We start from the raw sequence: 24,098 nt of genomic DNA, 5'->3' as shown, positions 1-24,098 counted from the left end.
TCCTTTTAGCTGTGTAATATTTCTTCCGATTTAATCCATTTTTGGATATTTTCGGAGTATAGCTGGATATAACGTTCATAAACAATATCTAATTGAATAAGTATCGGAACCTGTGGCGAAATAATTCCCAGAGATTCTTCTCTAGTAAAGCCTGCAGCAAACAAAACATTGTTAGCAAATGGAATTAAAGGAGAATGTTGATTAGAAGTGATTAACAAAATAGGCACATTCTTTTCTTTAGCTATCCCTAAAGATTCCTGCATTTGTTCATCTTCTCCTCTTAAACTAACAACAACAATCAACTCATCTTTTTCAGCCGAATTTGCTGAAAGAGCAATCGATCGCTCATCAGAAATAATCCTTACATACTTTCCCATACGAGAAAACTTCAGCTGAAAATCAGCTCCTGCATAGGAATTAAACCCTCTGCCAAAAAAATGAATGATTTTGTGTTGATACAATTCATGACAAAAATCATCAACATCATCCGGAGAATAAGTCACGTCACTTCTAGTCGCAATGGAGTGATAAGCAGAAGTTACATCACTAGCCACAGACAAACGCTCCCTCTCCCTTTTTAGAGAAAGATTATATAAAAATATCAATTCTTTATAGTTATTTAAACCGATCTTTTTACAAAAACGAGTAATAGATGCCTTTGAAACGGAAATCAACTTAGCTAATTCATCCATGTGAATGGCTTCTTTTTTCGATAAAAAATAATCTGCAATGACTTGCTCTACATCTGTAAAATTTTTTCGGTAAGATTCAATTAATATAAAAATATCCTCTTGCATAGATTTTCTCCTCTAAACGATTCGAATCGTTCTGATTTCGCCTGGTTTAAAAATACCTAAATCTACTATATCATTTTTATCTTTTTTAGAAAGGAGTTCACCTTTTAAATCCACAAATTCTATAGCTTTTTTATGGCTAAAAGTTATACTACCACCTTTGACTGAATTCTTTGTATCCGGATTATACAAGCGTAATTCATAACCATTATCTTTTAGCGATTTTCTAAAGGAACTGTAAGCGAGTGTATCTGTGTCTAAAGTAAATGGTGAACGATAATCGATCTTTTCTTCTAATGGATTAGAAACAAAATATTTTAGCGTCGTCGTAAACAAATTAAGTTCTTGTATTTGATAATAAGGCAGCATTAACGCATAATCCAAATAATCTTGCGATAATTTTGCTGCAGAAAAATGATCTTCAATTTGGATTGAAAATTTAAATGTTAATTTTTGTTGCAACTGACTACCGGGGGTTGCAATATACTTAAATTCATTTCCCGAAGCTTTTCCAGGTCGACGTAGTAAATCGGGTCTGCCAAGGTAGCCAACCGACCGAAATAAAGTCAAAGCGATCTTATCAAATTTATCACCAACAATTTGATATTCTTTTATCCCCTTAGAAAATAGAGTAAGACTTTGTTTTTCATTATGTGTATTAACATAGTGTATCATCGGAAAGATAGCTGTCGGTTCTTCTTTCCAGCCCATCTCTTGCCAATCTTTAAGATGCGGGTCTTCTACCGGGCGCTTTGCTACACCGAAAGGCGTGTCTGCATAAGAAAAAGAATTTTCTAGAGGTGTTTGTACCAAAACACGCATCCTATGATCATAAGCACTATTGTCGATTGTCAAATGGCAATCAATATGAGTAGACTTCGAACTCAAGGATAAAGTTAATTGGTAAGAAATTTCCTGATCGCGGATTTTTTTCCCCCGACTATTCAAATTTCGTGCTATTTGCCACGTGCCTTCAATAGTCATTGTTTGTAACAAAGATTCGCCAGATGTTTTAACAACTGCATTTTCAAAATCAAACAAATAAGTGTCATTTTCATAAGCGGGTGAATAGTCATAAGTATCGCCTTCGTCCCCACTATCTTCAATTTGAATAAACCGATGATAAGTTTTCTTATGTTTTTTATCATATAAATTGAGAGTGTTTTGTTTAAATTCAATAAAATAACCATCGTTTTCTATCTTTAGCTCTTTGTTTTCTAATTTATCCTTTATTACTCCTTTTTCCACTTGATAAGTAGTAAAATCAAGCGAAGGTATTTCAACCTCTAGTGCTATGGTATGAATAAAATAAAATTTATTTTCATCCATTTCAGCTGATGTCCGTTTAATAGAACCATTATATTCTTTTTCTGTATTTATATATTCAAATGGAATATCCTTACCATCTTTTGTTACTGTGATTGTAGAAAAGTCTGTTGAAACATCGACTTTTATCACTTTTTTAACTTTCCAAGGTAAAGGATTAAAAATTGTCAGGTCGTTTTCTTGGACTTTGTGCCTTGATTCAGAGATCTTACGAGTCAAATAATCTACTATTGAATAAGATAATTGATCTACCTGAGTATAACGCGCCAAAATTGCTTGGTTCGTCTTATCACTATTACAGCCACCTGCACTGTCATGTGCTTGATTTCTATTAAGTAAACGCCAGATTTTATCAAGAATTCCTTGTTTATAAGTAATCCCCAACTGATCTGCCATAGCCATCAAAGGTTCCACTTGATAAGTCATACGACGTTCAATTTTATCGTTCAAATATTTTTGATCGTAACGAGAAGAATAAATTGAACGATGAATTTTAGAAACAGAACTGGAGATAAATTCCCCTTGCACTTCAGATAAATTTTCCGTAGAAAGCTCATGAAAGAAGTCTTCATAAGTACTTTCTTCTAAATGATAATCTTGCAGCTGTTTATTATAAACCGCAACTCTCTCTTTTAAGTTTCGATCAACATAACGTTGATCTCCTCCTACAGGTAGCAACAATTCATCGCTAGTTGCGCCATTACCCACAATATCCATTTGTCCTTGATAATCTTCATCATAAATCAAACCCAAACCTGCAAAATAGCCATCTTTAATATTGGATACAATAACGCTTGATCCATCTTCACTTTTCCAATTAAATTCTCTATCGACCGTCACATCTTCTGAAACACCACGCCAGAAAACAGCATTTTTGATACCTAAACCATTATATATCTTGGGCATATCTTTCCCTTGCCCAAATGAATCTGGAAGATAGCCCACATTCATATATCCGCCCAGTTGATTGGCTAAAGACATGCCCGCATTAAGGTTACGAATGATAGACTCACCCGAAATAATCAGTTCATCCGTCTGGGTATACCAAGGTCCAATTCGTAATTTTCCACTTTCTACAAGAGTTTGAAGACGCTTTTTTTGTTCTGGAAAACTCGTAAGATAATCATCGAGCAAGCTCATTTGGCCATCTAAAAGATAATAATCGATTTTATTTTGTTCTAACGCATCCATTACTTCATCCAGATGATATATCAGTTGAATAAATGACTCATTACTTGTAAAATACCATTCTAAATCCCAATGGGTATGATGAATAACATGAACTTTTTTTACCATATTGTTTTATTTCCTCCAATGTCAAAAATCGATCGTATCAATAATAGAAGCCAATTTTTTGGTGTCATTATTGGCTAAGATTCCTTCTCTAAAGTCTGTATCAATTAATTTTCTTGCAATGAGGCTAAGAAGCTTTAAGTGTTCAGAAGCCCCTTCTCCTGGAATTGTAAGCGCAAAAACCGTGTTTACCGGTTTTTGATCCAAAGCTTGCCAATGAATTGCATGTTTAAACTTGATCAAAAACATACCAGGTTTAATCACTGAGGCATCTTTACTATGTGGAATAGCAATACCTTCTTTAAAACCAGTAGTAGCTTCGTTTTCTCTTTCCTTTAACCCTTTAAAAAAGGTTGTTTCATCTGAAACATAGCCTTTTTCAAAAGCAACCTCGGCGATTACTTTAAAAGCCTCCTCTTGGGTTTTAGCTGATTCATCAAATAGAATGTGGTCTTCTTTAAAAATTTTACTATCCATTATAACTTTCCTCCAAATCCATATTTACATTATCCTCAATTGGTTTGCGCATAATACCAATGAGTAAAGCAGTTACTAAAATACCGGCGCACACACAGAATATCCAAGTTACAAAAGGAATAGGTTGTTCAATATATCCAATAAATGTCCCCAAAGGTGAGCCAATACCACCAAAGAAGCGACAACCTGTAGCTGCGGCCAAACCACCGGCTACTGCAGAACCAGTCACATTCGCTATAATCATACGTATTGGATCTGCAGCTACAAAAGGAATCGCTCCTTCTGTCACCCCAACCAGTCCCATACCAAAAGTGGCACTGGCTGAGACTTTCTCATCTTTGGTAAATTTATTTTTAAATAACACTGTCGCTAGCCATACGCCTAATGGGGCTACCGAGATAGCTGCTTGCGTGGCTGTACCCGGAACAAAATTTGCGTCGTTTATGCCGTATTTGGCAAGGGTATCAGTAAATACAGTCGTACCAAATACCAAAGCCGTCTTATTGATGGGACCACCTAAGTCAAATCCGATCATGGCACCACAAACGATTCCCAAAATAATAGGTGCACCTGTATAATTACTATCAAGTGCTGTAAGTCCACTATAAAGTGCGTCCATACCACTAGCGATTGGATTTCCAATAATGTAAAGCACGATCAAAGAAATAATCGCACTGGCAATAAAAGGAATAATCATAATAGGTACGATAGGTTGTATAATCTTAGGCCATTTGATTTTTTTTAGCGCTTTTACCATATACCCAACAATAAAAGCAACAATGATTGCACCAATAAAACCACCACCAGCTTCTGCATCTAGAAATTCAGGATCGTTTACCAGATAAGCGCCAATCATGGCTGGAGCAATCGCTGGTTTATCCGCAATGGAATTAGCGGTAAATCCAGCAAATAACGGAATCATTAAAGTAAAACCAGCTTGTCCAACATCAAATAATTTTGACATTAAAAAACCCATTTGAGTACTTGTATTAAATCCCCATTCGACGATCCTTCCCATATCGTCGCGTTGAAACGCATAAAGGTTCGCAATTGTTAAAATAAGTCCTGCCGCAATAACCATTGGAACCATATAAGAAATACCGCTCATGATATGTGTTAAAACAGTGGTTTTTTCTTTATCATTTCCAATTTGGACTTTCCCGACTTTTGATCCTTTTTTTCCAAATACTTGTGCTTCTTCAAAAGCTTTATCAATAAGTACTTCAGAATCATCAATAGCATCATTAGAATCCGTAACATACAGTGGTTTTCCAGTAAACCGAATGGGATCAATTTTTATATCAGAAGCGACTATGACTAGATCTGTATTATCTATATCTTCATTTGTCAGCTCATTTTCAGCCCCAATTGCACCGTTTGTTTCTACCTTAACTTCGTAGCCCTTTTTCTTAGCCGCCTGTTCGATTGACTCAGCCGCCATATAAGTGTGAGCAATCCCCGCCGCACAAGCAGTAACCGCAACAATTTTTTTAGACATCTTCGTTCCTCCCTATGAAATATTTATTACATAAAAAATATTATCAAAGGGGACCATTGTTTGAAATCGTTTCATCGGAAGTTGTTCTTAATTTCAAAGAAAAAGGAAAAGCTGAAATTTTTTTCAATATACTACCAAAAATCGACTTACTTTATGAGAACGTTCGCGCCTTCGCCATGCTAATATAAACAAAAATATGGAAAGGAAGAATAAAATGAAGAAGACAGAAAAAGAAAAGAGAAAGCTATTTGAAGAAAAGCAAGGAAATCCCTTTGACGATGACATAGGTCGCCGGCTCAAAGAGAAGATGGACAGTTATCCTGATATGGATAAATACGTGATGTTTTTAGCTGTAATGAAAGTACTGATTGAATATGCAGAAAATGGTAACTGGGCAAAAAAAGCACCAGATTTTGTTAAAAAGTATTATTTTCCACAAAAGCAAATAGAAGAAGTACAGCAAATTTCTGCGTTTCGTTATTCTTATCAAGACTACTGTGAATTAACTCGCGATTATTATTTATTGACAGAAACCACAGGTAAAAAAATATTCCAAAAAATGTTGGATTGGTTTCCTTCAGAAAAAGAAAAAAATAGAATTGCTACTTGGCCAGCATCTTTTGTAATAAGCTTATTTCGTCCTATTGAATTGGAAAATAAAATCTACTTCGAAGACATTCGAACGAAAGAAAGATATAAAGCAACGCTTCTTGATGACGCACTGATTAATAAAATTAAAACATTTCGTGCGCCTTTCTTATCGTTATTAGTCCCGTCTGATAAAGGGTACTTAACTGATATTATTTTAGAGTGTGAAAACTTTGATCTTATCAATCCGACTAAAACAAAAAATCTTTCTAAAAAAGACTGGGGAGAATATGTATTTCGTTGGTATCGAACAAATTTATTAAGATCACTGACATCAGAAAGCTCTCAATCGAACTAGACTGGAATTAGGATCCCCTGAGACAGCTTTTTTCAGGAAAATATAAAGATAACATAGTCGAAATAACGTTACAAGTTACGAAAAACAACTATATCTATACGGAATAACATTTCAGTATAAAAAATAGCAACGTTCAACCAAGATTTTTTGGAGAACGTTGCTTTATGTTAAATATATTTATAATGAACGTGATATTTTTATAATTGTCGCTATATTAGCAGCTAAAGTTTCCAAATTTTCTTTTCCATTGGCTAAAACTGTTTCTAGAGAAGAAAGTTGAGGAATAATACTAAACGCAGCATCAATTCCCTCTTCGTAAATTGTTTCATATCCTTCATTTAAACTACCAGCCAAAGCAATCGTAGGGATGCCCAATTTCTTTCCGATATGAGAAACAGCTACAGGCGTTTTTCCAAAGCGCGTCTGATGATTAATACTACCTTCTCCCGTTATTAAAAGTGCAGCATCCTTTAATGCATCTTCAAGACTCAACATTTCAACTAGTAGATCTCCACCTCTTTGTAACTTGGCATCTAAAAAACCTAATAAACCGGCTCCTAATCCACCTGCAGCGCCTGCTCCTGCTGGTGAATCAATATCTTTTCCCATTTGTTTTTTGACAATATCTGCGTAATGAGCTAGATTTTTATCCAATTGTTTGAGCATTTTCGAACCGCCACCTTTTTGCGGCCCATAAATGTAAGAAGCACCATTTGGACCTGTTAAAGGATTATCTACGTCACACGCAACCCTAAAAGTAACATCTTTAATACGAGGATGTATGTTAGAAGTATCTATAAATTGAAGTTCTTTCAGTCCTTCTCCAGTCGGAATGATATTTTTTTCATTTCTATCTAAAAGTTTTCCACCTAGACTCATAATCATTCCAGCCCCACCATCGTTAGTAGCGCTTCCGCCGATACCTAGGATGATCTCTTCAACTCCTTCATCTAAAGCTGAATATATCAATTCACCAAAACCATATGTCGAGGTTTTTAAAGGATTACGGTCGCTTGGCTCTACTTTATCCAGGCCTGAAGAAGCTGCCATTTCAATCACTGCCACTTTTTTATCACCCGTTAATCCATACTGTGCTTTCAAAGATTCTCCTAATGGTCCTTTTACAGTCTCTGTCTTAAAACTACCTCCTGTAGCATCAATGATCGATTGTACCGTCCCTTCTCCACCATCTGCCATTGGAACTTTTAAATATTCTTCATTTGGCAATACTTTTTTAAAGCCCTTTTCAATAGCCGTTGCTGCTTCTAAAGATGTCATACTTTCTTTAAATGAATCTGGTGCGATCACAATTTTCATCTTTTAGTTCCTTTCTGTTTTTATAAAGTTATCCTATCATTCCAAAAATAACAACCGAAACAATTGTAATAGTTAGACCAACCAATGTTTCATAAGGAATGAGTTTCAACCTATCCTTAAATTTCATTTGAACGCTCCCACCTGTTGCATGGAAGAAACTTCCATGTGGCATATGGTCTAATACTGTAGCACCGGCATGAACCATAGCTGCACCGGCAATACCTGAAACGCCAGATTCTAGTAATGTGCTGCTGAAAACTTGACCAGCAACAATTGCCCCTAAAGTTGTAGAAGCGGTTGCACCTGACATAAGAATACCTGCTAATGGTGCCAGTAAATAAACAGGTAAACCCAAATCAGAAATAAAATTAATTAAAACATCGCCTAATGTCGAATTTGTGATCACTCCGGCAATCAAACCAGTCCCAATTAATAGCACTGCAACATTAGACATTTTACTTAACCCAAAAGTCGCTTGTCCTATAATTCCTTTAAAGCGTCCCATAATAACTGAACCTGTGACACCACCTAATGGTAAAGCAATCATAGGATCAATTTCAATACCAAATATTGGTCTTAACGAAAGTAAAATAACAGCTACTAAGGGACCGGATAGCACTGTCATAAAACTCGGTAACTCTAATTCAGATCTTTTCTCTTCATCAGTGTCCTCCAAAGTTACTCCTACGCCTTTTTTCGTTAATCGTTTAGCCAAGAAATAAGTAATAAATAAAGCCACAAAAGCAGGGATTACTCCAGCAAGCATGACAGAAGTTAGCGGTGTCGCAAAAGCGTCGGATAGTGCTATTGTATTAGGATTAGGAGACATAACATTACCTGCTTTTCCGCCACCAATCATAGCTAATAAAATGGCTGTTTTACTAATGTTAGCATTTTTAGCAATGATTAATGCAATGGGAGCAACTGTAATAACTGATATATCAATAAAAACGCCAACTGTAGTTAAAATCATTGTTGCTAAAGCTAGTGCAAAAAGTGCTTTTGTTTCACCAATTTTATTGATAATTGTCCGAGCAATTGATTCCGCGCCCCCTGTTTCGATTAAAACACCAGCTAAAATACCTGCAGCCAAAATCCTCAAAATAGCTGTAACCATGTCTTGTGCTCCGTTTATCATCAACTCAATCGTTTCAGCTAAACTTGCTCCTCCTAAGAGTCCTCCTGCTAACGCTCCGATAAAAAGTCCATATACTGGTGGTGTCTTGATAAAAATCAAAATAATAGCAATAATTAAACCTGTTACAGCACCAAAAGCAGTTACTTGTATATCCATTTTTTTCCTCCTTGAAAATTTTAGTTATTCCCCGTCGCTAAAATACATGCCAAAAAACCTAATTTTTCAGTTTTAGATGAAAAATTAGGTTAAGCCTTTGATAGTTACTCCCATTAAGTAAGTTTTTAAATCATTCTATTTTTTATATTATTTAAAATTATTCTTACTAGTATTCCTCCCTTACTAATTATGATATTTAGATTAAAGTGCCATAGTTAAAAACATTATAAAAAATATGGTTAGTTATACCGCTTTCAAAGTTATTATATAATAACTTAAGTTACTCCACAATATAATTGACAAAAAGAACCTATACCTCTCTTCAACTTTTAAATAAAGGATTTTATTTAATTAGATAGACGACTTTTTTTAAACCAAAATACCAAATAGTTAATTTTTGCACAATATCAGCATTTTTTCTAAACTTTTCTATTCTTTTTTATTACGTGGCAATACTGAAAGCAAAAGATCCATAGAAATTTGCACAAATAAGCGAACTTCTATGGATCTTCTAATGTTTTAAATTAACTTCTACTTCTGATTTTTATCAGCCATTGTCTCGTTGGCTTCTTCTCCGATAATTCTTACCTCGGTTTGCAAATCAACATCAAATTTTTCTTTAATTACTTCTTGAATATGACCGATCAGTTCTACATAATCCGTAGCTGTTGCACCGTCTAGATTAATAATAAAACCGGCGTGTTTATTAGAAACCTGCGCGCCGCCCCATTGTAACCCTTGTAGGCCAGCCTCTTGGATTAACTGCCCTGTAAAATGACCAGGTGGTCGTTTGAAGACACTTCCGCAAGAAGGATATTCTAAGGGTTGTTTAGATTCTCGTAAATAAGTCAACTCGTCCATACGTTCTTTGATAAAATGATGCTGTCCTTCTTGTAGAGAAAAACGCGCATTTAAAATGATGCCATGACGAACTTGAATGATGCTATTTCGATAGCTAAAATCCATATCTTGGTTAGAAAAAGTTTGCACTGTACCATCTGGCATCAAAACATCACTAGAAGCAAATACATCTTTTATCTCACCGCCATATGCACCAGCATTCATAAAAACTGCGCCACCTACACTGCCAGGAATACCGCAAGCAAATTCTAAACCACTTAAAGACGCATCAAGCGCTGCATAACTGGTATCTATTAAGCGCGCACCTGCTTGCACTTCAACTGTATCATCAGTAACTTTAATTTGGTCCATCGACAAAAGCATAATAACAAGACCACGGATACCGCCATCACGAACAATTAAGTTACTAGCATTTCCTAAAACTAGCCAAGGAATGTCATGATTACGACAATACAAAACTAATTCTTCAGCTTCTTCAGCATTTTCCGGAAAAGCTAAAACATCAGCCGGTCCACCCGTTTTTGTAAATGTATAATATTTTAAAGGTTCATCTATCAATAAATTAATCGCAGGAAATTGTTGTACTAATTTTTCTTTATCCACCGAGAACTTCTCCTTTTTCCAAACATCTTACTCATTCTATCACGTTCTTAGCGAACTGACTACTGATAGTTTAGTGCATTCTATTTTTTTCAACTTGTTTTAATATTTCGGCGCAAATTTTATGACTATCATACACATTTTCCTGACGTAAATCCGTCGTTGATCGCGTCTTTAAAGCCTTAAGAAAAGCTTGAACCATTGGATAAAACCCACGTTTTACCAAAGTATTTTCCCAATCACCAAAGGCTTCCACTTGCTCCATATTTTCTTTGTGCGTGATATACTTTGTTAAATTTGTTAAACGATGCGTGCCTTCTTTGGTAGTTACTTGGTAGTTTTCCTGATTACTTCCACTTTTAGTATCCATACTTAAAATCGCTGTCGATTGTTTTGTTTCTAACTTAAGCAAAGCTGTCTCTAAATGTTGCTTAGTTTCACGGATATCACTGTAAAATGTTTGAACCGAATCATCTAAGAGATAAATTGCCGTATCGACCAAATGTAAAAAGACATCAAAAATTTCAAAGGCCGTCTCTTCAGAATTAGCTAGCTGGTTTTTTTCCAAAAATAACATGCGCTTAACCTTTCGTTGGTTCAATCTTTCTACCATAGGAGCGAATCGACGATTAAATCCTACCATTAAAATTCGTTGTTTCTTTTTGGCTAAATTTAATAGTTCTTCTACTTCGGAAATATCTTCACTTAAAGGTTTATCGACAAATACATCCACACCGTTTTCTAAACATTTTTTTACCAAAGAATAATGCGTTTTTGTTGCCGTGTGAATAAAACAGGCTTGGATTCCTTCTGCTAATAAATCATCCAAATATGTATTCATATGCTGCAGATGATACTTATCTTGCAGCTTTTTTTGTACTTCTTTATTTCTAGTCGCAAAATAAAACGCTGCTTGATCTTGCATTTGTGTATAAACAGGTAAATAAGCTTTTTGCGCAATATTTCCTAGACCTAAAACGCCCACCTTCATCTCTTAACCCCCAAATTTTCATTTGTTTTTATATTAACGTATTTTAGGATAAAACAAAACTTATACAACCTACTTTCTCATGTCAGAAAATTTGAAGGAGAACTAGATCGGTGCTAAAATATAGAGGTGTATTCAATAGGAACATACCCACCCTTTAATAGGAGATGTATAGCAAATGAATTTTATCGCAATGGATTTTGAAACAGCTAACTACCAAAAACACAGTGCTTGTTCACTAGCTTTAGTCATGGTAGAAAATAGCCAAATCGTTGACGAATATTATACCTTAATTAAACCGAAGACAAAGTTTTTTTGGAAAAACATTCAAATTCACGGCATTCATCCAGAAGATGTTGCCGATGCACCAAAATTTCCTGAAATTTGGCAAACAATCCATCCTTACTTTCAAGAAAATAATCTCGTTGTAGCACATAACGCTGGCTTTGATAATAGCGTACTAGCAGGTTGTTTAAACTATTATAATTTAGAACCTGCCCGATTTTTATCATTATGTACCGTCAAAACAAGTCGCAAACTTTATCCTGAAATCAGTAACCATCGTTTGAATACGATGTGTGACTTTTTGCATATTCCACTAGATAATCATCACGACGCGCTAGCTGATAGTCGTGCTTGCGCAAATATTTTACTAGAAGAAGAAAAGTACTTTGGTACTGAACCCTTTAAAAAATTAGTAACAGCAAAATAAAAGGCAAAAGCTCATCAATTGGGCTCTTGCCTTTTATTATAGTGTTTTTGAGGAATGAATCCGTGTTTCTTTATTCGATTTAGCTTGCAGGATCAATCATCTTACTCATTAGCAACACATCCAAAAAACGTCCATCGTCACCAATAGCGCCGCGCTCTAATACAGCTTCGGTTTGAAAACCATATTTTTCATAAAGATGGCTTGCACGGCGATTTTGTTTTTGTACGGTTAACTCTAAGCGACGAATCTGTCCTATTTGTTGAGACCAATCGATCAACTCTTCTAATAAAACACTACCTAAGCCTATGCCCCAGTAATCCTGTAAAATTGAGATACCTACTTCGCCAATATGTGAGATGCGTTTTTCTTCACTTGTTCTGACAGAAGCAGTTCCCAAAATTTGTCCGTCTACTTCTGCGACCAAAAGTAATTGTTTATCACTCTCGTAGATTGTTTCAAGCTGATTTTCTAATAAATGAATTGGCAAATCCATACCATGTTCGTCCATGACTAAAAATTCCGTTTGTTTGCCGATAGTTTGCGAAACTTTTACTATTTGCTCAGCATCTTTGGCTAATGCTTCCCGGATATTCACATCCACTTCTTCAGACATTTTATAGCTCCCATCTTTTCTCAATTCTTTTTTTGAAATCTTCGGCTTGCTTACCAAATGCCTGTAATACTACTTGACGTTTATTTTCATCATCCGAATCTTTTTCAATAATAAGTTCTAAATAATCTAATGGGACTGCATCTTCTAATTGTTTCCCCCACTCAATTACACAAAGGCCATCACCTTCAAAATATTCATCTAAGCCTAAATCCCAAGCGCCTGTTTCAATACGATAGACATCCATATGATACAAAGGTAGTCTTCCATTAGGATATTCTCGAATAATTGTATAAGTGGGACTTTTAATCGTTTGTTTAATTTCCAAGCCTTTAGCGATTCCCTTTGTTAAGGTTGTTTTACCAGCGCCTAAATCTCCGGTCAAGATTAAATTATCGCTTGCTTTGGCTACTTCACCAATGACTATAGCGAATGCTTCTGTGGCTTGTAGGTTTTGTAAAGTGATCACCTTTTTCACTTCCTTTCAATCAATGGCTAGTATAGCTGCTTTAATAAAAAATGGCAAAGATTTTACAGTCTACTGCTAAGTAGTAATGAATCCATAATTGTAAAATGATGAAGATTTCAATTCAAAAAAGCTAAAAGAGTCGGCGCTAACTTCAACCAACTTTTTTAGCTTTAAAAAATACTTTTTTAATTCATCAATGATTGACCTGCAGTAATAATTGCTAGCTTATAAACATCTTCTTCATTACAGCCACGAGACAAATCAGAAACCGGCTTGTTTAAGCCTTGTAAAATTGGGCCAATCGCTTCAAAGTTACCTAAGCGCTGTGCAATCTTATAGCCGATGTTTCCAGATTGTAAATCAGGAAAAACAAAAACATTCGCTTTGCCTGCAACATCAGATTCAGGAGCTTTTAGTTGAGCCACTGTTTGAATATAAGCCGAATCAAATTGCAACTCACCGTCAATTGGTAGCTCGGGAGCTAAATCTTTTGCCAATTTCGTCGCTTCAATCGTCGCGTCTGATTGCGGGCCGTGCGCAGAGCCTTTCGTTGAAAAGCTTAACATTGCCACACGCGGATCAATATCAAACATTTCCGCTGTTTTAGCTGATTCAACAGCAATTTCTGCTAATTCTTTGGGTTCAGGGGCAATATTAATCGCACAATCTGAAAAGATATATTTTTCTTGTTCATTTCCGCGCATCATCAAAAACGCACCGCTTGTACGACTTACACCAGGTTTGGTTTTAATGATTTGCAAAGCTGGACGTACTGTATCACCAGTAGCATGAATCGCGCCGGATACTAAACCATCGGTGATTCCCATATAAGTCAACATTGTGCCAAAATAGTTTTCATCTTTTAGAATTTCTTCTGCCTGCTCACGAGTCGCTTTTCCTTTACGACGTTCCAAAAATGCTTCTACAATTTGTTCCCAGCGCTTACAATTGTCTGGATCATAAATCGTCATATTAGAAATATTGATTCCCCGAGTAGCTGCGGCCGTTTCAATTTCACTTTGCTTTCCGATCAAGACTGGTTCAATCAATTCTTCCCCTCTTAAACGAGCTACAGCACTTAAAATACGAGTATCTGATGCTTCAGGAAAAGCGATTTTGATTCCACGACGAACAATTTTAAATTTCAGACTATCAAATAATTCCATGAATTGGTTCCCTCCAGATTTTATTTACCTCTTCATCATACACTATAACAGCGGAAAAAAACAGGGCTTCTTTCTGTATTAATAAAAAAACACCTTTTAAACATTTGCTTAATTTGAAAAGATGAACTGCTATATTACGGCTTTCAATCTGTTATACTTTTTGTGGTAATCGCCAATCAATAGGTTCTTTACCTAAAGCGATAAGCGCGTTATTGGCTTGAGAAAAAGGTTTTGACCCAAAAAAGCCACGGTGAGCAGATAACGGGCTAGGATGAACAGATTTAATAATCACATGTTTGCTTGTGTCGATCATAGAAATCTTCTTTTGTGCAGGTTTTCCCCATAGAATAAATATCACAGGATCTTGACGTTCATTTAATTTTTCAATGACTTTATCGGTCAAACGTTCCCAACCTTTTCCTCGGTGTGAATAAGCTTGGCCTTCTCGTACGGTTAAAACCGTATTTAATAATAAAACCCCTTGTTTGGCCCAAGGCACTAAATATCCATGATCTACCGGCGAAATGCCTAAGTCACTTTCTAATTCTTTATAAATATTTTGTAAAGAAGGTGGTACTTTCACACCCGGCTGCACGGAAAAAGATAAACCGTGTGCTTGATTTGGGCCGTGATAAGGATCTTGACCTAAAATAACGATTTTCACCTTTTCATAAGGCGTTATCTGTAAAGCCTCAAAAATATGATACATATCAGGATGAATTTTCTGACTCGCATATTCTTCTTTTAAAAATTCACGTAAATCTTTATAGTATGGCTTTTGGAACTCATCAGCTAAAATATCTTGCCAACTATTATTGATGATCGTCTTCATTTGAAATAAATCCTCCTTATTTTTAAGGATATCTCAGAAATTGTCTGGCTACAAGTAAAGACACATTTTTTTACTAAAAAACTTTTTTCTAGCTAAGAAATTCTAATAAGAATATGGTAAACTGAAATTGTATAAAAAGAAGAAGCGGCAATGTAAAGTCGTTTTGCGAATGGACTTTCGTAGATTTTTTACTTGCCTAGGATGAAAGGAACAAATATATGATTAAGCTAATAGCTTCAGATATGGACGGCACTTTGCTTGATGCAAATATGCAAATTCCTGAAAAAAACGTAGCAGCAATTAAATATGCCCAAACACAAGGGGTGGAATTTATGGTGGCTACAGGTCGAAACCGTTTTGAAGCACTTCCCTCACTAAAAGAAGCAGGAATCGATTGTGCGATGATTACGCTTAACGGCGCTCAGGTTTTTGATAAAGCAGGGAACTCTATGTTTATGGAGCCGATTGATGTAGAAACAGCAGATAAAGTTTTAGATCTCTTAGAAAAAGAAGACATTTACTGCGAAATTTCAACTAACAAAGGAACTTTTTCGCAAAGTAAAGAACGACGTATTGAAAATTTTGCTACCATAGTAGCCGAAGCAATGCCCCATTTAACGCGTAAAATGGCAATCGCCATGTCCACTGCACGTCTTGAATTTTTACCTATCCATTTTGTCGACAGTATCCGTGAAGTGATGCATCAAGAAGATATTATCGTCTTAAAAATTATTTGTTTCCATAGGGATGGCGCGGCATTTTTAGGCCCTGCTGCTCGTATTGTAGATGAAAGTTTTGAAAATTTATTTGTCACTTCATCTGGACAAAATAATTTGGAAATCAACCATCGCTTAGCACAAAAAGGCATCGCGGTCGCTCATATAGCAAAAGAACGCGGTATTTCTTTAGATGAAGTCATGACAATTGGTGATAATCTAAACGATGTTAGCATGATCCAAACAGCAGGTGTTAGTTTTGCGATGGATAATGGTTTGCCAGAAGTAAAAGAATACGCCAAATATACGACAGATACCAATGTCGCTTCCGGTGTCGGCCAAGCGATTTATCGCTCTATTGAAGAAAATTTATAGTGTTTTGCTTTTTTGCACGAACACCTTGATTGTTTAAACAAGGAGGTGAAGGGCATGCCAGAATTTTATATTCAAGATAAGCAATTAAGTAACATTACACGTACGGTTGTGACAGATGAAAAAGGTCAATCCCTTTTCTTACTTGTCGGACGCTGGGGTACAAAAGGCGATGCTCTTTCTTTATATCGAATGAACGGCAACTTAGTCGCTAGTATCAAACAGATCAGTTGGACTTTTGGTAAACGTTTTGAGATTTATGAAAACTATACTAAAGTGGGGACTTTACAAAAAATCTTTAATTGGCCAGGTGATTTTTATTACATTCCAAGATTAAATTGGAGTGTTTATGGAGATATTTACAATCACCATTACAAAATTCGGCGCTTTAACGAGGAAATCATGCAAATGAATAAAGCTGTGTTTTTAACTGGCGACTATTATATGCTAGAGATTCCCAATCCAAACAATGCGCCTACTTGTATCTGTGTCGCAGCTATTATGGACTATTGGTTATATAATCGTAATCGAAAAAAGAAAGCTGCTTTTTATTTTGATTTTAAACTATCCAACAGTCTAGAGTAAAAAGACAGAACCTAATTGGTCCTGTCTTTTTTCATTAAGAATGAATCTCTTTTTGCATATGATGATAAGGATGGTCACTGATGATTTGCTCCCCAACGATTTTAAATCCATTCTCTTCGTATAGTCTTTGCGCCTTTTTATTCGCATGGTCCACACAAAGGCCTAAAACCGTGGCGCCTTCTTTTTTGGCAAAATCTTCAGTAGCATCTAACAGTGCTGTAGCAATCCCTTGCCCACGATAAGCTGAATCTACACAAAGCGTATCTAGATACCACTCCCCAGCAAAACTTTCTTTTTCGCCAAACATAGATTGATCAGCTACATTATATTTAGCGAGCACTTTTTCTAAACTTCTATCGATCGTTTCTTCCTCGCTAGCAAAATAACCAAAAGCAATTCCAGCGACTTCCCCATCAACCTCATTTACCAAGCCATGTTTCCTGCCATACCGATACTCAGGATCTTGCATAGCTTCTTGTAAAATTTTTAAAGTCGTTTGTTCATCGACTTTATTTAAAAAGGGTAACTCCATATCCTTTAAAATAACTAATATTAATTCCGCAATTTTGGGTTGATCCTCTTTTTTGGCAAAACGAATCATAAAATTCCTTCTTTCTTATAAAATTATTTTCCAACATTTACTTATATTTGCTATACTATCTCCAGGAGGTAATATCCAATGAATGTAGTATATATATCTATTTCTGGCAACACTCGTTCTTTTGTGCAACGTCTCCAACGATTTGCCGAAGAAAAAAATGTTAATGAGCTAATTATACACGCAAAAGAAATCGACGACAATACACCTGAAGAAGAAGAAACTGAACCATTTTTTGCTTTTGTTCCTACTTACTTAGAAGGCGGTAATGGCATCGATAATGGAGATCAGGAAATCTTAACTGAAAGCTTACGAGATTATATCGAATTTAAAAATAATCCAAATCTTTGCTTAGGAGTAATCGGCAGCGGCAATAAAAATTTTAACGACCAATATTGTTTAACTGCTAAACAGTACGCTGAACAGTTTGATATCCCTTTTTTGGCTGATTTTGAATTACGTGGTACCAATGACGAAATCCAAAATATTTACCACTTACTCTGTGAAAAATGGCAAGCTGCCGTAGATGAATTTTAAAATTTATAGCAAATGAGGTGAAGGTTTGTTTCACTTATTAAAAGCTTTTTTATCTGTTTATGAAACCCATAATTTTACCAAGACAGCCAACAGTCTTTATCTAACACAACCTACTGTGTCCGCTCAAATCCGAAAATTAGAGGATCATTTAAATGTCACTTTATTTATTCGCAATGGGAAACAAGAAATTCTTCCTACCAAAGAAGCTGATTTTTTATATCCTAGAATTTTAAAGATTATTGAAGAATGGAATGACGCCATTACGCATGTAAATACACAAAAAAGTTATCGTGAAAATTGTGTTTTGGCTAGTTCTCAAACTTGCGGAACCTATCTGATCCCTAAAATTGTACCTATTTTGGTCAAGCGTTTCCCTATGGTTAATTTTAGTTTTCCAGTCATGTCAGGAGAAGAAATTGTCCAAGCATTAGAAAAAGCAAAAGTTGATTTTGGCTTGATTGAAACTCCAGAACGTAGTGAATTGGTTGATCGTTATATCGTCACTAAAGACGAATTAGTACTAGCAGGTGATCCTGATTCCGACTATTGGTTACTACCTGAAACCGACTCTCCTCTGGGTTTTATCAATGAAAATTATTTAAAATCTAACAACCTAACGCCTAATATTATCCGTACTTATAACCATGAGATGGTTTTAGCACTGTTAAAGCACCATGTAGGAAAAACGATCGTTTCCAAGTTAGCTTTAGAGCAAAATTTACCCTACCAATGTTTAGATTCTTTCGGCGAACGCAATCTATATTTTTTAACACGTAAGAAGGTAGTATCGGAAAAGTTAGGACAGATTTCTGCTTTTATCCAAGAACAATTATCCCATCGCGAAATGTTTTCTTAAAAAAATGGCTTACTGGTTTTTTAACCAAATAAGCCATTTTTTTATCCACAATTTTTATCCAAAAAACATCCACACCTCTACTTAGCGTTTCACAAAAATAGTCGTAAAAGAAAAATTAAAAGGCGTGATTTCATGTTTTAAATGATAAAATTATTTTTTATTAAAGCTAAACGTGAAACAACTTAATTGAAAAAATCGTTTTCTAAACTATATTGTTCCCCTTGTAAAATATCGTATTGAATCAAACGATAATCCTGGTAAATTTCTTGTTGCTTTTTATTCAACTTTAACTCTTCATGAAATTGTTTATCATTATCTACATACATCCTCGCCTCAAAAGCAGGCAGTATATCTTCTAAATCTAATAAAAGTTCATAAAAAGGTGTTGACTGCAAGCCTGCTTTTTCAAATAAATTCGGTGCGAAGTAAAAAGGACTCGTAACCTCCCCTTCTTCGTGTTGTAAATCTTCTTTTGAATCTACCATTAAAAATTCCGTTTGATGTAAATTAGCTTCATCATTTTGTTCTTGTAGTTGATCAGAATAAATCCCTGGTAAGTGATCGCCCCAAAAAACGACTAAGGTACGTTCTGGTAATTTTTCCAGTTCTTGGGTGAAGTCTTTTAGCGCTTTTCCACTGTAATGAATGTCTTGTAAATAATGTTCAACATTACGATTATTATCATTTCCACTTACTTGATAATCAACATTATCATATTTGCCCTCATAAGGCATATGCGTTTGCATAGTCACCAAATGAAAGAACTGTGGTGTTTTTTCTTCTTGTAATTGATCCAATATTTGCTGATAAGCGGCCTCATCAGAAATATAAGGATTATTTTCGATGGTTTGAGTATAATCCATACTATCTTGATCGATAAAACGATCAAAACCTAAGATTGAATAAACATCTTGTCTTTTATACATGGAAGTATCATAAGGGTGGATCGCAGTTGCATCATATCCGCGATCTTTTGTTAAAGAAACCAATGAAGGCAAATCATCCATCTTAGGTATTAACATCGTATAAGGGGTTGTCATCTGCGGATTCAATAATTCCATAGAAAAACTCGTTAGTGCCTCAAATTCAATATTCGCTGTACCCCCACCGTAATTTTGCGAAAGCATTTTCCCACTGTAGGTTTGCTCAGCTAGGTCATAATACTCTTTTAAAGGATTTCCTGAAACCGAGAGTCCCTGTAGATGCTCAGGATCAGAAAAACTTTCACTCATCACATAGACAATATTAGGCTGCTCTTTACTTTCAGCTGGTTCAACTTCCTCTTGGTATTTTTCTGTAATATCTGCAATTGCTTCTTGTGAATACCCTTCAGGCTCTTTCATTGCGTCCACCCGCAAATTATATAAAAAACCACCTACAAAACCGACATTATAGTAATTCATTTCTTGCGAATAAGGAATCCACAAAGCGGTTTGATCATAACCTTTTCTTAGCAAGTTACTCTCATCATTGAAATGACTAATATATACCAAACCTAAACTGCTAAGACAAAGCATCATAACGCGCAAGATTTGTGTATTTTTGGCTAAAAAGAAACTACGATATAATTGATAGATAAAAAGAAGTCCAACAGCGATCATTAAAATAAGAACGAACACAAAGGGGCCTGTCCCAATAACTTCTCTAAAAAACCCCAACTGAGTCACCATTTGTAAATCATCAGGATAAACCGGTTCTTGTCGAAAGGACATTTTCAAATAAGTAGCAATGCCTATGATCGTAATAAAAAGGCTATAAAAACTAGCACCAGCAATTAACGAGCCTGCCAGACTACTGAAAAAGATAAACAGTATCAACAAAACCAAACTAGCTAAAAAGAATTTTTCTGTATGCCATGAAAAAGCAAATTTTATGGCTAAATCAATGGATAGCTCATTTTGACACCATTGTAAAAAAAGATTACTAAAGATAATTCCACAAAAAATCACTAAAGTTAAGACGAAATATTTTAATTTTTTATTCATTCTTTTCAAACACCTTACTAAAAAATCATAACCACCCTTCAAAAGGGTGGTTTGCTCTGGGGCTATAAGCCCCCAATACTAGCCAGCGTCTCAAGGCGCTGGCTTTCACTTTGTTCAAGCCACACTGGTTTTGTCGCTTTTGCTACCTCTCAAGAGGTGTTTTTATCACTCTCTAACCCTTAAAAGGGTCTGCATATTCTCGAACACTTAGTTTATCTAAGGCCATATCATGTTTTTCTTGCTCTTGAATATATTTCTTGATGGTTGCCTCATTAAGACCCACTGTGCTCACATAATAACCTTCTGCCCAAAAATGACGATTCCCAAATTTGTACTTCAAATTGGCATGTTTATCAAACATCATCATGGCGCTTTTTCCTTTTAAATACCCCATAAAGCTAGAAATACTTATCTTCGGTGGTATACTTACGAGCAAGTGAACATGATCGGGCATCATATGTCCTTCTAGGATTTCTACACCTTTATAACTGCACAATCTTTTGATAATCTCTTGTAGACTTGCTCTGTATTGATTATAAACAATTTTTCTTCTATACTTGGGGGTGAATACAATATGGTATTGCATAACCATTTTGTATGGGCTAAACTATTTGCTTTGTTAGCCAACTGAATCTCTTCCTTTCATTACCATGTAGCCTGAACAACTACATTGTAACGCTAGTGAAGAGATTTTTTTAGTATAACTTTTTCCTTTCCACCCGCATAGCGGGTGGTTTTTTGTTTCGCACGCTACGCGAGCTCAACCCGGTCTAAAGACTTAATAAAAAGGGAAACCTCAACGTTTCCCTTAGCTATTGTTAACAAAATCCAAACAAATACTTGCGCGCTTTTATTTCCAAAAATCATCAAAAATCGTGATCGGTTGATGTCTTTTATGTTGTGTTTTCGCCCATAAATTTTCAATTGTTTCTTGGGCTTGTTGGGAAACGCGTTTTCCTTCTAAGTAATCGTCAATCTCTTGATAAGTTACACCTAAAGCAGTTTCATCGCTAAGTAGCGGCTTTTCTTCTTCTAAATCTGCAGTTGGCACCTTAACATAAAGTTCTTCTGGTGCGTTCAACGTTTCTAATAACAGTTGTCCTTGTCTTTTATTTAAACGGAATAAAGGCAGAATATCAGCTGCTCCATCACCAAATTTTGTAAAAAATCCTGTAATATTTTCCGCCGCATGATCTGTTCCGATCACTGCACCCGAAAACTCACCAGCAATTGCGTATTGCGTAATCATGCGCTGACGTGCTTTTATATTCCCTTTGTTAAAATCTGAAACTGACATACCTACAGTTTCCAAAGTAGATACTTGAGCATCTACTGCCGGTTTAATATCAACCGCAATTTGTGTGTCTGGTTGAATAAACTCAATAGCGCGTTCAGCGTCTTCTTCGTCTGCTTGTGTCCCATAAGGAAGTCGTACCGCAATAAAATGATAGTCCGAATTTTGGGTCTCTTGTCGTATTTCCTCCATGGCTATTTGTGTCATACGTCCAGCTAATGAAGAGTCCTGTCCACCACTAATACCTAGTACAAAGGTTTTTAAAAAAGAATTTTTGTATAAATAATCTTTTAAAAATTCTATACTCTTTCTGATTTCTTCTTCTGGATCAATGGTCGGCTGGACGCCTGTTTCATTGATAATTTTTGTTTGTAAACTCAAAATAATTCCTCCTACATATATAACAATTAAGATGTTATATCTTCTACCTCTTGACGAACTTTATTCAAAAGTCTCATCTTATGATTATAACAATCTGTCGATAAATCTACTGGATAAGGTTGTGGATTTAACTCACGTTTATACTCTTCCCACAAGGAAGCTAAGCAACTTTTAGAATATTCTTTGATCTCTTCTAAAGAAGGCATATCATAAATTAATGCACCTTGTGCAAAAATATCATGTAAAAGAACGCGAGCAGTAAAATCAGTAACCGTTTTGTTAATATAAGTGTGTACGGGATGAAACATATAGATACTTTCTTGTTCGTTAGGTTTTTCATCCCACAAAGTGACGTAGTCTCCTTGTGATTTTCCATCTGAATTACGTGTAATACGCCATACTTGTTTTTTTCCAGGCGTTGTTACTTTTTCTGCGTTACTGGAAAGTTTGATTGTATCAACCATTTCTCCTTGATCATTTTCAATCGAAACTAATTTATAAACCGCACCTAATGCAGGTTGATCATAAGCAGTAATCAGATTCGTTCCCACACCCCAGACATCAATTTTGGCTTTTTGCATTTTTAGATTTAAAATCGTGTTTTCGTCAAGGTCATTGGAGGCATAAATTTTCGCCTCAGGAAAACCAGCGTCATCCAACTGCTCTCGAACTTTTTTGGAAATATAGGCCATATCCCCGCTATCAATTCGCACTCCTAAGAAATTGATCTGATCGCCTAATTCTTTAGCTACACGTATCGCATTTGGTACGCCTAGTTTTAATGTATCATAGGTATCCACTAAAAAGACACAATCTCTATGCGTTTTAGCATAAGCCATAAAACCATCATAATCATTCCCATAAGATTGAATAAGTGAATGTGCATGTGTCCCAGCATCCGGAATACCAAATACTTTACCGGCGCGTACATTACTAGTAGCATCAGCACCACCCACATAGGAAGCCCGAGCTCCCCAAAAAGCAGCATCCATCTCTTGTCCACGTCTTGAACCAAATTCCAAGAGCGGATCTTCTCCGATAACCGACTTAATACGGGCTGCTTTGGTGGCAATTAATGTTTGAAAGTTAACGATATTTAAAATAGCAGTTTCTACTAATTGCGCTTGAGCTAGAGGTCCTTCTACTTGGATAATAGGCTCATTGGCAAAAACCAAATCCCCTTCTTTAGCTGAACGAACAGTACAACTAAAAGAAAAATTTTTTAAATAATCCAAAAAACCTTCCGGATAATTTTCTACTGAACGTAGATATTCAATGTCTGATTCAGTGAATTTCAAATTTTTTAAATAATCAACCAAACGCTCCAACCCAGCAAATACTGCATAACCATTTTTAAAAGGCATTTCCCTAAAAAAACATTCAAAAACCGCATGCTTATCAGCACGCCCTAGTTCCCAATAAGTTTTCATCATATTAATTTGATAAAGATCCGTATGCAGTGCTAAACTATCATCTTTGTAGGTTTTATTCATTACACTCAGACTCCCTCAATTTTTCTCCATTATATTATAACAAAGATAATCACAGCAATGTAACAATAACACTTAAAATAAGTAAAATATTATAGAAT

Annotated in this window: 22 protein-coding genes and 1 pseudogene; 6 read left to right on the top strand and 17 right to left on the bottom strand. The window is 35.6% G+C overall.

Annotated features, from left to right (window positions below):
- Positions 1-5: 5 nt before the first annotated feature.
- The 4 genes from C7K42_RS00920 to C7K42_RS00905 are packed head-to-tail and all read right to left on the bottom strand — an operon-like array spanning position 6 to position 5,388.
- Positions 6-797, bottom strand: coding sequence for a MurR/RpiR family transcriptional regulator (locus C7K42_RS00920; RefSeq protein ID WP_014124534.1), 792 nt, complete (start codon positions 795-797; stop codon positions 6-8).
- A gap of 12 nt (positions 798-809) precedes the next feature.
- Positions 810-3,416 (bottom strand): glycoside hydrolase family 38 N-terminal domain-containing protein, encoded by a 2,607-nt coding sequence (locus C7K42_RS00915; protein ID WP_103099778.1) that lies wholly within the window; start codon positions 3,414-3,416, stop codon positions 810-812.
- A gap of 21 nt (positions 3,417-3,437) precedes the next feature.
- Positions 3,438-3,890, bottom strand: coding sequence for a PTS sugar transporter subunit IIA (locus C7K42_RS00910; protein WP_014124532.1), 453 nt, complete (start codon positions 3,888-3,890; stop codon positions 3,438-3,440).
- Complete coding sequence (locus C7K42_RS00905) at positions 3,883-5,388, bottom strand: PTS fructose transporter subunit IIC (RefSeq protein WP_014124531.1); 1,506 nt, start codon at positions 5,386-5,388, stop codon at positions 3,883-3,885. The genes C7K42_RS00910 and C7K42_RS00905 overlap by 8 nt, the downstream gene beginning before the upstream one ends.
- Positions 5,389-5,602: 214 nt before the next feature.
- On the opposite strand from C7K42_RS00905, the gene C7K42_RS00900 reads away from it, so the two are divergent.
- Positions 5,603-6,334, top strand: a complete 732-nt coding sequence (locus tag C7K42_RS00900; protein ID WP_041591800.1) for a hypothetical protein — start codon at positions 5,603-5,605, stop codon at positions 6,332-6,334.
- 177 nt (positions 6,335-6,511) lie between these two features.
- Here the strand turns inward: C7K42_RS00900 and C7K42_RS00895 are convergent, their stop codons facing one another.
- The 4 genes from C7K42_RS00895 to C7K42_RS00880 all read right to left on the bottom strand — a co-directional run bounded on the left by C7K42_RS00895 (position 6,512) and on the right by C7K42_RS00880 (position 11,397).
- The gene (locus tag C7K42_RS00895; protein WP_103092052.1) at positions 6,512-7,651 is read right to left on the bottom strand and encodes a glycerate kinase; all 1,140 of its coding nucleotides are present in this window, start codon (positions 7,649-7,651) and stop codon (positions 6,512-6,514) included.
- Positions 7,652-7,679: 28 nt separating this feature from the next.
- Complete coding sequence (locus C7K42_RS00890) at positions 7,680-8,945, bottom strand: GntP family permease (RefSeq protein ID WP_103083869.1); 1,266 nt, start codon at positions 8,943-8,945, stop codon at positions 7,680-7,682.
- A 531-nt stretch (positions 8,946-9,476) separates the two neighbouring features.
- On the bottom strand, positions 9,477-10,409 hold the full coding sequence (murB, locus tag C7K42_RS00885) for a UDP-N-acetylmuramate dehydrogenase (RefSeq protein ID WP_103083870.1): 933 nt from the start codon (positions 10,407-10,409) through the stop codon (positions 9,477-9,479).
- 70 nt (positions 10,410-10,479) lie between these two features.
- Positions 10,480-11,397 (bottom strand): Gfo/Idh/MocA family protein, encoded by a 918-nt coding sequence (locus tag C7K42_RS00880; RefSeq protein WP_014124525.1) that lies wholly within the window; start codon positions 11,395-11,397, stop codon positions 10,480-10,482.
- Positions 11,398-11,572: 175 nt separating this feature from the next.
- Between C7K42_RS00880 and C7K42_RS00875 the strand changes: the two genes are divergently transcribed.
- Positions 11,573-12,106 (top strand): 3'-5' exonuclease, encoded by a 534-nt coding sequence (locus C7K42_RS00875; protein ID WP_061841219.1) that lies wholly within the window; start codon positions 11,573-11,575, stop codon positions 12,104-12,106.
- Between the two features lie 79 nt (positions 12,107-12,185).
- Here C7K42_RS00875 and C7K42_RS00870 read toward each other — a convergent pair whose 3' ends face one another.
- From C7K42_RS00870 to C7K42_RS00855, 4 genes are all read right to left on the bottom strand, one after another.
- Positions 12,186-12,719, bottom strand: coding sequence for a GNAT family N-acetyltransferase (locus C7K42_RS00870; protein WP_061841218.1), 534 nt, complete (start codon positions 12,717-12,719; stop codon positions 12,186-12,188).
- A gap of 1 nt (position 12,720) precedes the next feature.
- Positions 12,721-13,185, bottom strand: coding sequence for a tRNA (adenosine(37)-N6)-threonylcarbamoyltransferase complex ATPase subunit type 1 TsaE (gene tsaE / locus C7K42_RS00865; RefSeq protein WP_061841217.1), 465 nt, complete (start codon positions 13,183-13,185; stop codon positions 12,721-12,723).
- 185 nt (positions 13,186-13,370) lie between these two features.
- Positions 13,371-14,351: a phosphate acetyltransferase gene (gene pta / locus C7K42_RS00860; protein WP_061841216.1), complete on the bottom strand. Its 981-nt coding sequence runs from the start codon at positions 14,349-14,351 to the stop codon at positions 13,371-13,373.
- A 151-nt stretch (positions 14,352-14,502) separates the two neighbouring features.
- The gene (locus C7K42_RS00855; RefSeq protein WP_061841215.1) at positions 14,503-15,183 is read right to left on the bottom strand and encodes a uracil-DNA glycosylase; all 681 of its coding nucleotides are present in this window, start codon (positions 15,181-15,183) and stop codon (positions 14,503-14,505) included.
- Positions 15,184-15,401: 218 nt separating this feature from the next.
- Between C7K42_RS00855 and C7K42_RS00850 the strand changes: the two genes are divergently transcribed.
- Positions 15,402-16,274 carry a Cof-type HAD-IIB family hydrolase gene (locus C7K42_RS00850; protein ID WP_061841214.1) on the top strand — a complete coding sequence of 291 codons (873 nt, stop codon included), beginning with the start codon at positions 15,402-15,404 and terminating at the stop codon, positions 16,272-16,274.
- A gap of 54 nt (positions 16,275-16,328) precedes the next feature.
- Positions 16,329-16,856: an LURP-one-related/scramblase family protein gene (locus C7K42_RS00845; RefSeq protein ID WP_069028811.1), complete on the top strand. Its 528-nt coding sequence runs from the start codon at positions 16,329-16,331 to the stop codon at positions 16,854-16,856.
- Positions 16,857-16,890: 34 nt separating this feature from the next.
- On the opposite strand, the gene C7K42_RS00840 is transcribed toward C7K42_RS00845, so the two are convergent.
- Positions 16,891-17,457, bottom strand: coding sequence for a GNAT family N-acetyltransferase (locus C7K42_RS00840; RefSeq protein WP_069028810.1), 567 nt, complete (start codon positions 17,455-17,457; stop codon positions 16,891-16,893).
- 78 nt (positions 17,458-17,535) lie between these two features.
- Here C7K42_RS00840 and nrdI point away from each other — a divergent pair, with 78 nt between their 5' ends.
- Both nrdI and C7K42_RS00830 read left to right on the top strand, forming a co-directional pair.
- Positions 17,536-17,991 carry a class Ib ribonucleoside-diphosphate reductase assembly flavoprotein NrdI gene (nrdI, locus tag C7K42_RS00835; protein ID WP_014124515.1) on the top strand — a complete coding sequence of 152 codons (456 nt, stop codon included), beginning with the start codon at positions 17,536-17,538 and terminating at the stop codon, positions 17,989-17,991.
- Between the two features lie 25 nt (positions 17,992-18,016).
- Entirely contained in the window at positions 18,017-18,847 is an 831-nt protein-coding gene (locus C7K42_RS00830) for a LysR family transcriptional regulator (RefSeq protein WP_061841211.1), read from the top strand.
- A gap of 182 nt (positions 18,848-19,029) precedes the next feature.
- On the opposite strand, the gene C7K42_RS00825 is transcribed toward C7K42_RS00830, so the two are convergent.
- The 4 genes and pseudogenes from C7K42_RS00825 to C7K42_RS00810 all read right to left on the bottom strand — a co-directional run bounded on the left by C7K42_RS00825 (position 19,030) and on the right by C7K42_RS00810 (position 24,000).
- Positions 19,030-20,832, bottom strand: a complete 1,803-nt coding sequence (locus C7K42_RS00825; RefSeq protein ID WP_014124513.1) for an LTA synthase family protein — start codon at positions 20,830-20,832, stop codon at positions 19,030-19,032.
- A gap of 172 nt (positions 20,833-21,004) precedes the next feature.
- Positions 21,005-21,459 (bottom strand): annotated as a pseudogene (tnpA, locus tag C7K42_RS00820) (IS200/IS605 family transposase).
- 223 nt (positions 21,460-21,682) lie between these two features.
- Complete coding sequence (nadE, locus tag C7K42_RS00815) at positions 21,683-22,507, bottom strand: NAD(+) synthase (RefSeq protein WP_103096806.1); 825 nt, start codon at positions 22,505-22,507, stop codon at positions 21,683-21,685.
- 26 nt (positions 22,508-22,533) lie between these two features.
- Entirely contained in the window at positions 22,534-24,000 is a 1,467-nt protein-coding gene (locus C7K42_RS00810) for a nicotinate phosphoribosyltransferase (protein WP_069028808.1), read from the bottom strand.
- Positions 24,001-24,098 lie beyond the last annotated feature (98 nt).

Origin of the sequence: Tetragenococcus halophilus subsp. halophilus DSM 20339 (genome assembly GCF_003841405.1) — a bacterium.
GTDB lineage: Bacteria > Bacillota > Bacilli > Lactobacillales > Enterococcaceae > Tetragenococcus > Tetragenococcus halophilus.
This window is presented reverse-complemented; position numbering and strand designations above follow the sequence as displayed.